The organism is Duganella sp. LjRoot269, from assembly GCF_964254095.1.
Lineage (GTDB): Bacteria > Pseudomonadota > Gammaproteobacteria > Burkholderiales > Burkholderiaceae_D > Rugamonas > Rugamonas hordei.
Window position 1 is genome coordinate 6178337 of record NZ_CAXUSL020000001.1, and the last position, 13712, is coordinate 6192048.

A 13712-nucleotide genomic window follows, 5' to 3' on the forward strand; every position below is an offset into this window, starting at 1 on the left:
TTGGACTCAAGATGACTGACCAAAATCCCCTGCTGGACTTTTCCGGACTGCCGCGTTTCGATGCGATCAAGCCCGAGCATGTCACCCCTGCCATCGACGATCTGCTGGCCAAGAGCCGCGCCGTGGTCGAGCAGTTGCAGGCGCCGTCGGAGCAAGTGACCTGGGACGGCTTCGTCACCCCGCTGGAAAACGCCACCGAACTGCTGGGCCGCGCCTGGGGCATCGTCAGCCATCTGAACAATGTGGTCGATACGCCTGAGCTGCGCGCCGTCTACAACGAGAACCAGCCCAAGGTCACCGAGTTCTGGACCGAGCTGGGCCAGAACGAGGCGCTGTTCGCCAAATACAAGGCGCTGCGCGCCTCGGCCGAGTTCGCCACGCTGGCGCCGGCGCGCAAGCGCATCATCGACAACGCCGTGCGCGACTTCCGCATGGGCGGCGCCGAACTGCCGGCGGATAAGAAGGAACGCTTCGCCGAGATCCAGGAAGAGCATGCGTCGGTGTCGACGCGCTTCTCCGAAAACGTGCTCGACGCCACCAACGACTACAAGCTGCTGGTGACCGACGAGGCCGACCTGGCCGGCCTGCCCACCGACGTCAAGGCCGCAGCCCGCGCCGCGGCGGAAAAGGAAAGCAAGCAAGGCTACGAGTTCTCGCTGCACTTCCCGTCCTACTTCCCCATCCTGCAATTCGCCGACAAGCGCGAGCTGCGCGAGACCATCTACCGCGCCAACGCCACCAAGGCGTCCGAGCAGGGCGAGGTGTTCAGCAAGAAGGAAGACTGGGACAACACGCAAAACATCGTCACGCTGCTGAAGCTGCGCGACGAGGAAGCCAAGCTGCTGGGCTATAAAAACTTCGCCGAAGTGTCGCTGGTGCCGAAGATGGCCAAGTCGCCCGACGAAGTCATCGCCTTCCTGGAAGACCTGGCCAAACGCGCCCGTCCGTTCGCCGAGCAGGACCTGGCCGAGCTGAAAAAATTCGCGCAGGACGAACTGGGCATAGCCGAACTGAAAGCCTGGGACATCCCCTACGCTTCCGAGAAACTGCAGGAGCGCCGCTACGCCTTCTCGGCGCAGGAAGTGAAGCAGTACTTCCCCGAGCACAAAGTGATCGACGGCCTGTTCCGCCTGATCCAGCAACTGTTCACCGTCGAGATCAAGCCGGACACCGCGCCGGTCTGGCACAAGGACGTGCGCTTCTTCCGCATCGAACGCAACGGCAAGCTGATCGGCCAGTTCTACCTGGACCTGTACGCGCGCGCCGGCAAGAGCGGCGGCGCCTGGATGGACGACGCGCGCGGCCGCCGCGCCGACGACAAGGCGGTGCAGACGCCGGTCGCCTACCTGACCTGCAACTTCACCGAGCCCGCCGTGGTCGACGGCAAGGTGCAGCCGTCGCTGTTCACGCACGATGAAGTGACCACGCTGTTCCACGAGTTCGGCCACGGCCTGCACCACATGCTGACCCAGGTCGACGAGCTGGGCGTGTCCGGCATCTCCGGCGTCGAGTGGGACGCGGTCGAGCTGCCGTCTCAGTTCATGGAAAACTTCTGCTGGGAGTGGGAAGTGCTGGAACACATGACGGCCCACGCCGTCACCGGCGAGCCGCTGCCGCGCGCGCTGTACGACAAGATGCTGGCCGCGAAGAATTTCCAGTCCGGCCTGCAAACCCTGCGCCAGGTCGAGTTCTCGCTGCTCGACATGCACCTGCACTACGACTACGACGCCAGCACCGGCAAGACCGTGCAGCAAGTCATCGACGAGGTGCGCGCCAAATTCGCGCTGGTCATTCCGCCCGCGTTCAACCGCTTCCAGAATTCCTTCGGCCACATCTTCTCCGGCGGCTACGCGGCCGGCTACTACAGCTACAAGTGGGCCGAGGTGCTGTCGGCCGACGCCTACGCGGCGTTCGAGGAAGCGCAGGCGCTGGGTCCGGACGCCGTCTCGGAAACCGGCAAGCGCTACCTGCGGGAGATCCTGTCGGTCGGCGGTTCGCGCCCCGCGCTGGAATCGTTCACCGCCTTCCGCGGCCGCGAGCCGAGCATCGACGCGCTGCTGCGTCACAGCGGCATGGCGGCCTGAGCATGAAGCGGCCGGCCGTGCTCGTGCTCGCCCTTGCGCTGCTGTGCTCAGGCACGGCCGGCGCGCAGGTCTTCAAGTGGAAGGACGACAAGGGCGTGACGCACTACAGCGACCAGCCGCCGCCGCCGAGCACGCCGGCCAGGACCAGGGTCGAAGTGAAATCGTTTGCCACCGGCGGCGCGTCGGTGGAACTGCCGCCGGAACTGGCCGACGCCGTCCGCAATCGCCCGGTCACGCTGTACACCACGGCGGACTGCGGCGGCTGCAGCAACGGCCGCGCCATGCTGATGGCGCGCGGCATTCCGTTCCGCGAAAAAACCGTCGCCACGGCCGACGACCAGGCGGCCTTGAAGAAGGCCGGCAGCAACGGCCAGTTGCCGCTGTTGCTGGTGGGCCGCAGCAAGCTCACCGGCTTCGAGCAGGGCAGCTGGGACGTGCTGCTGAGCGAGGCCGGCTATCCGACCGAGAAGACCCTGCCGGCGACTTACCAGTACCCCGCGCCGGTCCCTGCGGCGCCGCCACCGCCGCCTCCACCGGAGCAGCCGACACGCACAGAAATCGACGCTGTCAAGCCTCCGCCGCCGGTCAACGCGCCGCCGGGCTTCCAATTCTAAAAATCGGCGCACGGTAGCAACATCGGTGCCAGCGGTAACAATCAATTTCGAATAAACTGGAATCAAGCGGCGCCACGCCGCATGCACTTCCCTCTACAGAGCAGACCAGACAGCCATGACACGCATCGATTTCCACACCAACGTGCCGGACAAGATCGCCTATGCCTGCCGCCTCGTGCGCAAGGCATACGCGGCCAACAACCGCGTGGTGCTGATGGCCGAAGATGAGGTGCAACTGGCGGAACTTAACGCGGCGATGTGGACATTTTCCGCGACCGGCTTCCTGCCGCACGTGCTTGCCGGCGATGCGCTCGCGCCACATACTCCAATCATTCTCACCGACAACGATGAGGCGGAATTACCACACAAAGAATTATTGGTAAATTTGTCGCGCCGCGCACCTTCCGGGGTCGCGCAATTCGAGCGCATGATAGAAGTGATTTCCTCCGACGAGGATGATGCGGCTGCCGGCCGCAAGCGATACGTCGCATACAAGCAGCAAGACTACCCACTTACCCACTTTGTCACAGGAAAATCATGAGCCAAGCCCAATCGTTTGACGCCAGTATCCCTGTATTGACGGAAGTCCTGAAAGCCGAGCCGCTGGGCGAAGACCTGCTGCCAGGCGAGGCCGCTTCCGGTACACGCTCGACGCTGTCCAAGCGTTCCGAAATGGCCGCCGAGCTGGAGGCCGAAGCCATCGACGGCTGGAGCGAGGCGGAATGGGCGATGATGGAACACCGCCTGTCCGAGCGCATCATGCACCAGCTGCAGTCGCGCGTGGACTTCGTGCTGGAGCAGCGCATCAAGGACAGCATGGCCGAGGTGCTGAGCCACGCGCTGCACGACCTGACCAACGAGATCCGCATCGGCCTGCACGACACCATTGAAAAAATCGTCGCCCGCGCCGTGTCGCAGGAACTGACGCACCTGCAGGCGCAAAAAAAGTAGTTTCCCCGCTTCCCCCTCCTTGGCGGTTACCCCCGGTAACCGCCAAAAGTTCAATTCCCTGCAATTCTCCCTTTGCGTAGCGAATAATTTGTTGTACCTTTTGGCCTTGCAGAAAAAATTCTGCGGCGTTCACGAGACACCGTTATTCAACCATTGGAGAATGTATATGCTGTTCAAGACGAAGTTCATTCCACTCGCCATCGCCCTGGCTTTCGCTGGCAGCGCCGGTGCGCAAGAAGTGATCAAGATCGGCCACGTCGCTCCGGTCTCCGGTCCTTCCGCTCACCTGGGCAAGGACAATGAAAACGGCGCCAAGATGGCGGTTGAAGAGTTGAATGCCAAAGGCATCAAGATCGGCGGCAAGCCGGTCAAGTTCGTGCTGGTGCTGGAAGACGACGGCGCCGATCCGAAACAGGGCACGGCGGTCGCGCAGAAGCTGGTCGACGCCAAGGTCAACGGCGTGATCGGCCACCTGAACTCGGGCACCACCATCCCCGCCTCGAAGATCTACTTCGACGCCGGCATTCCGGAAATCTCGCCGGCCACCACCCAGACCAAGTACACGCAGCAGGGCTTCAACTCGGCCTTCCGCGTGGTCGCCAACGACGCCAAGCTGGGCAGCGCGCTGGGCAGCTACGCCGTCGGCAAGATGGGCATCAAGAAAATCGCCGTCATCGACGACCGCACCGCCTACGGCCAGGGCGTGGCGGAGGAGTTCATCAAGGGCGCCAAGAAGGCGCTGCCCGGCGTGCAAATCGTCGGCAAGGAATTCACCACCGACAAGGCCACCGACTTCAACGCCATCCTGACCACCATCAAGGGCAAGAACCCCGACCTGGTGTTCTTCGGCGGCATGGACTCGGTAGGCGGCCCGCTGCTGCGCCAGATGAAGGCACTGGGCATCCAGGCCAAGTACATGGGCGGCGACGGCCTGTGCACCGAATCGCTGCCGAAGCTGGCCGGCGAAGGCGCGGTCAAGGTCGTCACCTGCGCCGAAGCGGGCGGCGTCTCGCCCGAGCTGCAGAAGAATATGGACGACTTCCACGCCCGCTACAAGAAGAAGTACAACATGGACGTCCAGTTGTACGCGCCGTACGTGTACGACTCGGTGATGACGATGGCCGCCGCGATGCAGGCCGCCAACTCGGCCGAGCCGGCCAAGTACCTGCCGTTCCTGCAGAAGATCAAGTACCAGGGCGTGACCGGCCTGATCGAGTTCGACAACAAGGGCGACATCAAGGACGGCGCGCTGACGCTGTACAACTACGACAACGGCAGCAAGACCCGGATGTCGGTCATCAAGTAAGCCTCCTCGCACCAACGAAAAACGCGCCGGGTTCAGTCCCCCGGCGCGTTTTTTTTTGCGGCTGCGGCGTGGATTATTTCTGCGCCAGCACCCATTTCACCAGCGTCTTCGCCTCCGCATCGGTCACCTGCGGATTGGCCGGCATCGGGATCGCGCCCCAGGCGCCGGAACCGCCTTTCATCACTTTGGTGACCAGCTTGGCTTCGGCGTCTTTCTGGCCGGCGTATTTGGCGGCCACATCCTTGTAGGCCGGGCCGACCAGCTTGGTGCTCACAGCGTGGCAAGCCAGGCAGTTCTTGGCTTTCGCCAGGTCCATGCCGGCATCGGCCATTGCGGCCTGCGACGCGAACGCCGACGCGACAACCATCCCAACCATCATCAAATTACGTTTCATTGTCTTCTCCATGGTAAGTCCTACTCAATTCCGCCAACAATTCTACCGTGTTTTTCCCCTACGCATTTAACGCCATACGGGATATCCCCGTTGACCGATAACGGAATATTGCTCCCTGCAAAGGCATTTTCTTTGTAAGATGACGTAACTGAAGGAGATGACCATGCCTATGATCCTGTTGATCGTGGTCCTGTGCGGACTGCGTTATTTTGAAGTGTGGAAGTTCGCCCTGCTATCGTGGTGGTGGATTATCGGGCTGATGGTGTTTGCCTTCGCCTGGTTCGAATTCCTGGAACCCATGTTTGGCCTGGACAAACGCAAGGCCCACGACGAAGATGAAAAACGCCGCAAGGCGCGGGTGAAGCAAAACTTCGACAAAAAGCCCTGATGTCGCCGCACGGCGGGCGCTTTTACAATTCCATACAAATCTATTTCAGCCTACCTCTATGCAAGCCGCCGGCCGCTCCGGCAGGCCATCTTCGCGCCGCCGCCCTATGAAGAAAAGCGAATTAAACTTTCCACACGTCAACGTCAATCCCTAATTTGGCTGTTGCATCCGCGCCCTATGTGATTTTTGGGGAGTTTGTTGCTCGCTTCCGGTCACTAAGATAGGTTTGCTTATGCGGGCTTCGCATTTGCTTATTTGAATCTTGGTGTCGGATCGTCGGGGGGATGTATGAAAGGTTTGACAATTGCAAAACGGCTGGGCATGGGTTTTGGCCTGGTGGCGGTGTTTCTGCTGGTGGTTATCGCGCTGGGTCTGACCAGCATGCGGCAGATCCAGGACCGCATGGATGAAATAACCAAAATCAACGGAGTCGAGACCAAGCTGGCCCAGACCATGGACCTGACGGTGACCGAACGGGCGCTGGCGATGCGCAACCTGATCCTGCTGAAGGAAGACAAGGAAATCCAGATCGAGATCAAACGCATCGCCGAGCAGGAAAAGAAATATGCGGCGGCGCAAGAGCAGCTGGGGCAAATGTTCCGGACGCAAAAGGAAACCTCGGACGAGGAAAGAACCCTGCTGGAACAGATCAGCAAGCAGGCCGTGGTGGCGGGCCCGTTCATCCAGCGCGCCGCAGCGCTGGCGCTGGAGCAAAAGCAGGACGAGGCGTACAAGCTGTTGCGCTATGAGTTCCGGCCTGTGCAAAAAGCCTGGTGGGAGCTGCTGCGCAAGCTGATCGCCGTCGAGGAAAAACAAAACATCGAAGGTACCGAGGCCGCGGCCGAAGCGTACCAGCAGGCCCGCACGGTGATGCTGATCATCGGCTCGCTGGCCCTGATCACCAGCGTGATCGCTGCGCTGCTGATCACCCGCGGCGTGGTGCGCCAGCTCGGCTGCGAACCCCACGAAGCGGCGGAAATCGCCGGCCAGATCGCCGCCGGCAACCTGGCGGTGCACATCGACATCCGCCAAGGCGACAAGACCAGCCTGCTGTTCGCGATGGAATCGATGCGCGAAAGCCTGGCGCAGATCGTCAAGCAAGTCCACACCAGCACCGAGACCATCGCCACCGCCGCCGGGCAGATCGCCTCCGGCAACCTGGACCTGTCGTCGCGCACCGAGCAGCAGGCCAGCACGCTGGAGGAAACCGCGTCGTCGATGGAAGAACTGACCAGCACCGTGCGCATCAACACCGACCACGCGCGGCAAGCCAACGGCCTGGCCGAATCGGCGTCCGACGTCGCGGCCAAGGGCGGCGCCGTGGTGGCCCAGGTGGTCGACACGATGGCCGCCATCAATGTCTCGGCGCGCAAGATCGTCGACATCATCGCCGTCATCGACGGCATCGCCTTCCAGACCAACATCCTGGCGCTGAACGCGGCGGTCGAAGCGGCCCGCGCCGGCGAACAGGGTCGCGGCTTCGCCGTGGTGGCGACCGAGGTGCGCAACCTGGCGCAGCGCTCGGCGGCGGCGGCCAAGGAAATCAAGGACCTGATCGGCGATTCGGTCGACAAGGTCGAAGCGGGCAACCGCCTGGTCGAGCAGGCCGGATCGACGATGCACGAGGTGGTCACCAGCGTCAAGCGCGTCACCGACATCATGTCCGAGATCATGGCGGCCAGCCAGGAGCAATCGGCCGGCATCGAGCAGATCAACGACGCCGTGACCCAGATGGACGACGTGGTGCAGCAAAACGCCGCGTTGGTCGAGGAAGCGGCTGCCGCCGCGCAGGCGATGCAGGAACAGGTCAACAGCCTGAACGAAGTGGTCGGCATCTTCCGTACCGACGCGATGGCCACGGCCGGCGCACGGCGGCCGCTGGTGACAATGAGGGCGCCCGCACCTGCACCGCGCCTGACCAACAGCGCGGCACGCAAGCCGGCCGTGCGACCCAGGGCGACCGCACCGGCGGCGGCCGAATGGGAACAGTTCTAAGCCGCAGCGGGAGCCAACATCATGGGTAAGTTAGACAAAATCGGCGCTGACAGCGAGGCCGGGACGCCGCACATCTTCTGGCATGCCAGCCAGGTCACGGCGGAGACCCGCCTGCACCATGTCGGCCAGCATGCGGCCACCGTATGGCTGACCGGCTTGAGCGGCGCCGGCAAATCCACGCTGGCCTGCGCGCTGGAACGCCGGCTGATCGCCGACGGCCGCATGGCCTATGTGCTCGACGGCGACAACCTGCGCCACCACCTGAACCGCGACCTCGGTTTTTCGCCGACCGACCGACAGGAAAACATCCGTCGCAGCGCCGAGGTGGCGCGGCTGATGAACGACGCAGGCCTGATCGTCATCTGCGCCTTCATCTCGCCGCTGCGCAGCGACCGCGCCATGGCGCGCGACATCATCGGCGAGGACAACTTCGTCGAGACCTACGTCAGCACGCCGGGCGCGGTGTGCGAGGAACGCGATCCCAAGGGCTTGTACAAGAAGGCCCGCGCCGGACTGATACCCGAGTTCACCGGCATCTCGGCGCCGTACGAGGTGCCGCTGGAGCCGGCGATGTCGCTCGACACCGGCGAACTGTCGCTGGAGCTGGCCTGCGACCGGCTGTTCCAGCATCTGTCCCACCGCTTCCTCTGACGCCATGGACCAGCATCACTCCAGCACCGTTGCGGCGGTGGCTTATGACGTCTTCAACGGCGACGCCGACGGCATCTGCGCGCTGCACCAGATGCGGCTGCACGCCCCGGCCTACACGGCGCTGGTGACCGGCGTCAAGCGCGACATCGAGCTGCTGCGCAAGGTGCCCAGCCATGCCTGCGCCGGCGCCAGCGTGCTGGTGCTCGACATCTCGCTGGACGCCAACGCCGGCGAGCTGCGGCGCGTGCTCGACGCCGGCGCGCGCGTCGAATACTTCGACCACCATTCTGCCGACCAGGCATTCCTTCATCCCGCGCTGCGCCTGCATTGCAACGCCGCGCCCGACGTCTGCACCAGCATCCTGGTGGACCGCCACCTGGGCGGCCGCTATCGGCGCTGGGCGGTGACGGCGGCCTTCGGCGACAACCTGGAACCGGAGGCGCGGCAGCTGGCGCAAAGCCTGGCGCTGGACGACGCGGCCACCGCGGCGCTGGCCCAGCTGGGCCAGGCCATCAACTACAACGCCTATGGCGAGTGCGTGGAAGACCTGCACATCGCGCCCGCCGCGCTGTACCGGGAGCTGAGCGGCTACGAGGATCCGTTCGACTTCATCGCCGCCAGCGACGCCTATCGCGGCCTGCTCGACGGCTATCGCGCAGACTGCGGCCTGCTGCGCGAACTGCGCCCGTACTGGGAAGAGCCGGGGGGCGCCATCTACGTGCTGCCGGCGGCGCCCTGGTCGCGCCGCATCAGCGGCGTGCTGGCCAACAGCCTCGCCGCGCGCCGCGACGGCTCGTCGTTCGCCGTGCTCAACGAGCGGACGGACGGCTCCTACCTGGTCAGCGTGCGCTCCGGCGCGCCGGCGCTGTACAGCGCCTGCGGCCTGTGCCAGCAATTCGAAGGCGGCGGCGGCCGCGTTGCCGCCGCCGGCATCAACAGCCTGCCGCAGGGGGAACTGGGCCGCTTCATGGACCGCTTCCGCCATTATTTCGGCCTCTCGGCCGCACCTGCTGGCGACATCGGCCATGCATGCTGAACGCCATCCGCTGACAGCGGCCGAACCGCGCGCCGCCGGCCAGCATCAAGTGAGCCTGGCAACGCTGGCGCTGCTGTTCCTGCGCATCGGCTGCACCAGCATCGGCGGCTTCATGGCAATGGTGTCGATGACGCAGCACGTCATCGTCGAGCGCCGCCGCCTGCTGCCCGCCGCCGACCTGCTCGACGGCCTGGCGATGGCCTCGGTGCTGCCAGGTCCGGTGGCGATCAACGTCGTGGCCTACACCGGCTACCGGCTGCGCGGCGTCGCCGGCGCCTGCGTCGCCATGCTGTGCGCGGTGCTGCCGGCCTTCGCCTGCATCGTCGCGCTGGGCAGCCTGTATTTCCGCTTCGGCAGCATGGACATCGTGCGGCCGCTGTTTCAAGGGATCACACCGGCCATCGTCGCCGTCATCCTGGCCGCCGGCTGCCGCCTGTGGCGCGGCGCCGTGCACGACGGCCGCCAGGCCGCGCTGGGCATCGGAGCTGCGCTGGCGCTGACCATCGTGCCCGGTCTGCCGACCACACTGGCCGTGATGGCGCTTGCCGCAGCGACAGGCTACATCTGGCGTCCGGCCGCGGTTGCGCCGGCGCCGTCCGTTGCGGTGCGCCCGGCCGATGGCGGCGCGTCGTCGGCGCGCGGCATCGGCGCCGCGCTGGCTGCGCTGCTGCCGCCGCTGGCCTGGCTGTCGTCGCAGGGCGCGCAATCGGCTCTGCTGTTCAAGCTGGCCGCCGTGTTCGCCGGCATGAGCCTGATGACTTTCGGCGGCGGCTACGTCTTCATTCCGCTGCTGCAGCACACCGTGGTCGACACCTACGGCTGGCTCGACGCGCGCCAGTTCGTCGACGGCCTGGCGCTGACCCAGCTCAGCCCCGGCCCCGTGATGATCAGCTCCGCCTTCGTCGGCCTGAAGGTGGCCGGCGTGGCCGGCGCCGCCGCCGCGAGCGCCGGCATGTTCATCCCCAGCGCGGTGCTGATCATCGCCGCCAGCGGCGCCATGCAGCGCGTGCGCCATTCGCCGGCTGTGCAGGCCGCGCTGTCCGGCGTGCGGGCGGCGCTGGCGGGCATGGTGTTTTCCGCGGCCGTCTCCATCGCCCGGATGGCCGCGCCGGCATGGATATCCGTTTTGATCTGCGTGCTGGCGCTGGTAGCGCTGGTGCGTTTTCGTGTGGACGCCGCCTGGATCGTCGCTTGCGCGGCGCTGGCAGGTTGGCTGGTTTTTTGAAAAGGGAAATGGAATGACTATCACGAACAATGCCACGAATACCGCCATGAACAATGCCACGAACACCCAGGGCGCCCGCCCGCGCCCCGTGATGATGATCCCGCTGCGCCGCTGCGGCAGCCACGCGCTGCGCCTGCGCCTGAACATGTCGCCGCAGTTTTACTCGCCCTACCCGCTGCACATCGTCGACTTCATGCCGCTGGTGCCGCACTACGGCGACCTGCGCGACGACCGCGCCTACTTCCGCATGGTGACCGACGTGGTCGGACTGCAGGCGGTCAGCATGGTCAAGTGGCCGGGAACGGTGTTCGATCCAGTGGAGATATTCGAAGCCATACGCCACCAGCCGCGCAGCGTGCACCGCGTGGTGTGGGAACTGCTGCTGCGCGCGGGCGAACGCCAGCACGCCGGCGTGGTAATGGACAAGTCGCTCGACAGCGTGCACTACGCCGATGAACTGATGCAGCTGTATCCGGACATGCTGTTCGTGAACGTGGTGCGCGATCCGCGCGCGCAGGTGGCGTCGATGAACCGCGCCATCATCCACGACTTCGACACCATGCTCAACGCCCAGACCTGGGTGGCCGCGCACCGCGCCGCCGACCATGTGCGCCAGCGCTGGCCGGACCGGGTGCTGACGATACGTTATGAAGACTTCCTGTCGCGCCAGCAGGCGACGCTGGAAGCGGTATGCGGCTTCCTCGGCATAGACTTCCTGCCGCAGATGCTCGACGTCGCCGGATCGCAGGAGGCGAAGCAGATCTCGCAATTGTCGGCGCTGTGGTCGTCCAACTGCTATCCGCCCATCGTCGCCAACATCAACAAGTTCAAGCAGCAGCTGACGACGCCGGAGATCAACGTCATCGAAACGCTGGCCGGCGACTACATGGACCGCTACGGCTACACGCGCCTGACCGACGGCGACGCCGTCATCACGCCGGAGCTGACGACGCAGGCGCGCCTGCGCTCCGGCGAGGGCCGCGAGCGCGCCTGGCGCGAACTGGAACAGGATAATTTCCGCGACTATGTGCTGCGTCGCTGCCGCGCCGACTACCTGGCGCAGTTGAACGCCAGGTTAAGCCTGCAGGCGTCGCAGCCGGGGCGCAATGCGATCGTCACGCTGGACGAACTCGACCCGGCCGCTTTTGAAGTGACCGACTAAGCGACTAGTTAGCGCTTCAGCTGCGACAGGTCGCGCACGGCGCCGCGATCGGCCGATGTGGTCAACGCCGCGTAGGCCTGCAGCGCCTGCGAGACATAGCGCTCGCGGTTGACCGGCTTCCAGGCGGCGTCGCCCTTGGCTTCCATGGCCGCGCGGCGCGCCGCCAGGTCGGCATCGCTGATGCGCAGGCTGATCTTGCGGTTCGGGATGTCGATGTCGATCATGTCGCCCTCTTCCACCAGGCCGATGGCGCCACCCTCGGCCGCTTCCGGCGAAGCATGGCCGATCACCAGGCCCGACGACCCGCCCGAGAAGCGGCCATCGGTCAGCAGCGCGCACGCCTTGCCCAAGCCCTTGGACTTGATGTACGAAGTCGGATACAGCATCTCCTGCATGCCGGGGCCGCCCTTCGGACCTTCGTAGCGGATGATGACCACGTCGCCTTCATGCACGGTATCGCCCAGGATGCCTTCAACCGCCGCGTCCTGGCTCTCGAACACGCGCGCCTTGCCGCTGAACTTCAGGATGCTTTCGTCCACGCCGGCCGTTTTCACGATGCAGCCGTTCTCCGCCAGGTTGCCGTACAGGACCGCCAGGCCGCCATCCTGCGAATAGGCGTGCGCCTTGTCGCGGATGCAGCCGGTGCTGCGGTCCAGGTCCAGCGCGTCGTAGCGCTCCGACTGCGAGAACGCGGTCTGCGTCGGCACGCCGCCAGGCGCGGCGCGGAACAGCTGGTGCACGGCCGCATCGTCGCTGCGCTTGACGTCGTTGCGTTCGATGGCATCGCCCAGCGTCGGCGCGTGAATGGTCGGCAGCGAGGTGTCGAGCAGGCCGGCGCGTGCCAGCTCGCCCAGGATGGCGACAATGCCGCCGGCGCGGTGCACGTCCTCGATGTGGTATTTGTCGGTCATCGGCGCGACCTTGCACAGGCATGGCACCTTGCGCGAGATGCGGTCGATGTCGCCCATGTCGAAATCGACTTCGGCTTCATGCGCCGCCGCCAGCAAGTGCAGCACGGTGTTGGTGGAACCGCCCATCGACACGTCCAGCGCCATGGCGTTTTCAAACGCGGCCTTGGTGGCGATGGAGCGCGGCAGCACCGAGTAGTCGTCCTGCTCGTAATGGCGCTTGGCCAGTTCGACGATCAGGCGGCCGGCGCGCAGGAACAGCTGCTCGCGGTCGGAGTGGGTGGCGACGATGGTGCCGTTGCCCGGCAGCGCCAGGCCCAGCGCCTCGGTCAGGCAGTTCATCGAGTTCGCGGTGAACATGCCCGAGCAGGAACCGCAGGTAGGACAGGCGGAACGCTCGATCTCGGCCACGTCGGCGTCGCTGACGCTCTGGTCGCCGGCCTTGATCATGGCGTCGACCAGATCGAGCTTGATGATCTTCTGCTTGCCGTCGACCACCTTCAGCACCTTGCCCGCTTCCATCGGACCGCCGGAAATGAACACGACCGGAATGTTGAGGCGCATCGCGGCCATCAGCATGCCCGGCGTGATCTTGTCGCAGTTGGAGATGCAGACCATCGCATCGGCGCAGTGGGCATTGACCATGTATTCGACCGAATCGGCGATCAGGTCGCGCGACGGCAGCGAGTACAGCATGCCGCCGTGGCCCATGGCGATGCCGTCGTCGACGGCGATGGTGTTGAATTCCTTGGCGACGCCGCCGGCTTTCTCGATCTCGCGCGCCACCAGCTGGCCCAGGTCCTTCAGGTGCACGTGGCCGGGCACGAATTGGGTAAAGGAGTTCACCACGGCGACGATAGGCTTGTCGAAGTCGCCGTCCTTCATGCCGGTCGCGCGCCACAGGGCGCGGGCGCCGGCCATGTTGCGGCCGTGGGTGGTGGTGCGGGAACGGTATTGCGGCATGATGTTTCTCCAGTGATAAAGGCTAGCTTAAGCTT

At 64.9% G+C, this 13712-nt stretch carries 13 protein-coding genes; 11 read left to right on the forward strand and 2 right to left on the reverse strand.

All coding sequences use genetic code 11. The annotated features are described in order from the left end of the window. The first annotated feature begins 11 nt into the window (after positions 1-11). The 5 genes from ACSQ3S_RS27685 to ACSQ3S_RS27705 all read left to right on the forward strand — a co-directional run bounded on the left by ACSQ3S_RS27685 (position 12) and on the right by ACSQ3S_RS27705 (position 4955). Positions 12-2084 (forward strand): M3 family metallopeptidase, encoded by a 2073-nt coding sequence (locus tag ACSQ3S_RS27685; RefSeq protein ID WP_436144378.1) that lies wholly within the window; start codon positions 12-14, stop codon positions 2082-2084. Positions 2085-2086: 2 nt separating this feature from the next. After that, complete coding sequence (locus ACSQ3S_RS27690) at positions 2087-2698, forward strand: glutaredoxin family protein (protein ID WP_436144379.1); 612 nt, start codon at positions 2087-2089, stop codon at positions 2696-2698. A 115-nt stretch (positions 2699-2813) separates the two neighbouring features. Further along, positions 2814-3239, forward strand: coding sequence for a DNA polymerase III subunit chi (locus ACSQ3S_RS27695; RefSeq protein ID WP_436144380.1), 426 nt, complete (start codon positions 2814-2816; stop codon positions 3237-3239). Next, positions 3236-3649 carry a hypothetical protein gene (locus ACSQ3S_RS27700; RefSeq protein WP_176652791.1) on the forward strand — a complete coding sequence of 138 codons (414 nt, stop codon included), beginning with the start codon at positions 3236-3238 and terminating at the stop codon, positions 3647-3649. Before ACSQ3S_RS27695 ends, ACSQ3S_RS27700 begins: the two co-directional genes overlap by 4 nt. A gap of 166 nt (positions 3650-3815) precedes the next feature. Further along, positions 3816-4955 carry a branched-chain amino acid ABC transporter substrate-binding protein gene (locus tag ACSQ3S_RS27705; RefSeq protein WP_176652790.1) on the forward strand — a complete coding sequence of 380 codons (1140 nt, stop codon included), beginning with the start codon at positions 3816-3818 and terminating at the stop codon, positions 4953-4955. 73 nt (positions 4956-5028) lie between these two features. Here the strand turns inward: ACSQ3S_RS27705 and ACSQ3S_RS27710 are convergent, their stop codons facing one another. Continuing rightward, complete coding sequence (locus ACSQ3S_RS27710; RefSeq protein ID WP_217942150.1) at positions 5029-5349, reverse strand: c-type cytochrome; 321 nt, start codon at positions 5347-5349, stop codon at positions 5029-5031. Positions 5350-5512: 163 nt separating this feature from the next. Here ACSQ3S_RS27710 and ACSQ3S_RS27715 point away from each other — a divergent pair, with 163 nt between their 5' ends. The 6 genes from ACSQ3S_RS27715 to ACSQ3S_RS27740 all read left to right on the forward strand — a co-directional run bounded on the left by ACSQ3S_RS27715 (position 5513) and on the right by ACSQ3S_RS27740 (position 11806). Continuing rightward, positions 5513-5737, forward strand: coding sequence for a TIGR04438 family Trp-rich protein (locus ACSQ3S_RS27715; RefSeq protein ID WP_176652789.1), 225 nt, complete (start codon positions 5513-5515; stop codon positions 5735-5737). Positions 5738-6025: 288 nt separating this feature from the next. Beyond that, positions 6026-7732 carry a methyl-accepting chemotaxis protein gene (locus tag ACSQ3S_RS27720; protein ID WP_176652788.1) on the forward strand — a complete coding sequence of 569 codons (1707 nt, stop codon included), beginning with the start codon at positions 6026-6028 and terminating at the stop codon, positions 7730-7732. A 21-nt stretch (positions 7733-7753) separates the two neighbouring features. After that, positions 7754-8383, forward strand: a complete 630-nt coding sequence (gene cysC, locus ACSQ3S_RS27725; RefSeq protein WP_436144381.1) for an adenylyl-sulfate kinase — start codon at positions 7754-7756, stop codon at positions 8381-8383. A gap of 4 nt (positions 8384-8387) precedes the next feature. Then, positions 8388-9419, forward strand: a complete 1032-nt coding sequence (locus tag ACSQ3S_RS27730; protein WP_436144382.1) for a hypothetical protein — start codon at positions 8388-8390, stop codon at positions 9417-9419. Beyond that, entirely contained in the window at positions 9409-10644 is a 1236-nt protein-coding gene (chrA, locus tag ACSQ3S_RS27735; protein WP_436144383.1) for a chromate efflux transporter, read from the forward strand. Before ACSQ3S_RS27730 ends, chrA begins: the two co-directional genes overlap by 11 nt. Positions 10645-10663: 19 nt before the next feature. Then, on the forward strand, positions 10664-11806 hold the full coding sequence (locus tag ACSQ3S_RS27740; protein WP_413448593.1) for a sulfotransferase family protein: 1143 nt from the start codon (positions 10664-10666) through the stop codon (positions 11804-11806). Positions 11807-11814: 8 nt separating this feature from the next. Here the strand turns inward: ACSQ3S_RS27740 and ilvD are convergent, their stop codons facing one another. Beyond that, complete coding sequence (gene ilvD, locus ACSQ3S_RS27745) at positions 11815-13677, reverse strand: dihydroxy-acid dehydratase (RefSeq protein WP_176652784.1); 1863 nt, start codon at positions 13675-13677, stop codon at positions 11815-11817. Positions 13678-13712 lie beyond the last annotated feature (35 nt).

Coding starts and splice junctions, on each gene's coding strand:
- ACSQ3S_RS27685 (WP_436144378.1), top strand. CDS start 12: ATGACTGACCAAAATCCCCTGCTGGACTTTTCCGGACTGCCGCGTTTC.
- ACSQ3S_RS27690 (WP_436144379.1), top strand. CDS start 2,087: ATGAAGCGGCCGGCCGTGCTCGTGCTCGCCCTTGCGCTGCTGTGCTCA.
- ACSQ3S_RS27695 (WP_436144380.1), top strand. CDS start 2,814: ATGACACGCATCGATTTCCACACCAACGTGCCGGACAAGATCGCCTAT.
- ACSQ3S_RS27700 (WP_176652791.1), top strand. CDS start 3,236: ATGAGCCAAGCCCAATCGTTTGACGCCAGTATCCCTGTATTGACGGAA.
- ACSQ3S_RS27705 (WP_176652790.1), top strand. CDS start 3,816: ATGCTGTTCAAGACGAAGTTCATTCCACTCGCCATCGCCCTGGCTTTC.
- ACSQ3S_RS27710 (WP_217942150.1), bottom strand. CDS start 5,349: ATGAAACGTAATTTGATGATGGTTGGGATGGTTGTCGCGTCGGCGTTC.
- ACSQ3S_RS27715 (WP_176652789.1), top strand. CDS start 5,513: ATGCCTATGATCCTGTTGATCGTGGTCCTGTGCGGACTGCGTTATTTT.
- ACSQ3S_RS27720 (WP_176652788.1), top strand. CDS start 6,026: ATGAAAGGTTTGACAATTGCAAAACGGCTGGGCATGGGTTTTGGCCTG.
- cysC (WP_436144381.1), top strand. CDS start 7,754: ATGGGTAAGTTAGACAAAATCGGCGCTGACAGCGAGGCCGGGACGCCG.
- ACSQ3S_RS27730 (WP_436144382.1), top strand. CDS start 8,388: ATGGACCAGCATCACTCCAGCACCGTTGCGGCGGTGGCTTATGACGTC.
- chrA (WP_436144383.1), top strand. CDS start 9,409: ATGCATGCTGAACGCCATCCGCTGACAGCGGCCGAACCGCGCGCCGCC.
- ilvD (WP_176652784.1), bottom strand. CDS start 13,677: ATGCCGCAATACCGTTCCCGCACCACCACCCACGGCCGCAACATGGCC.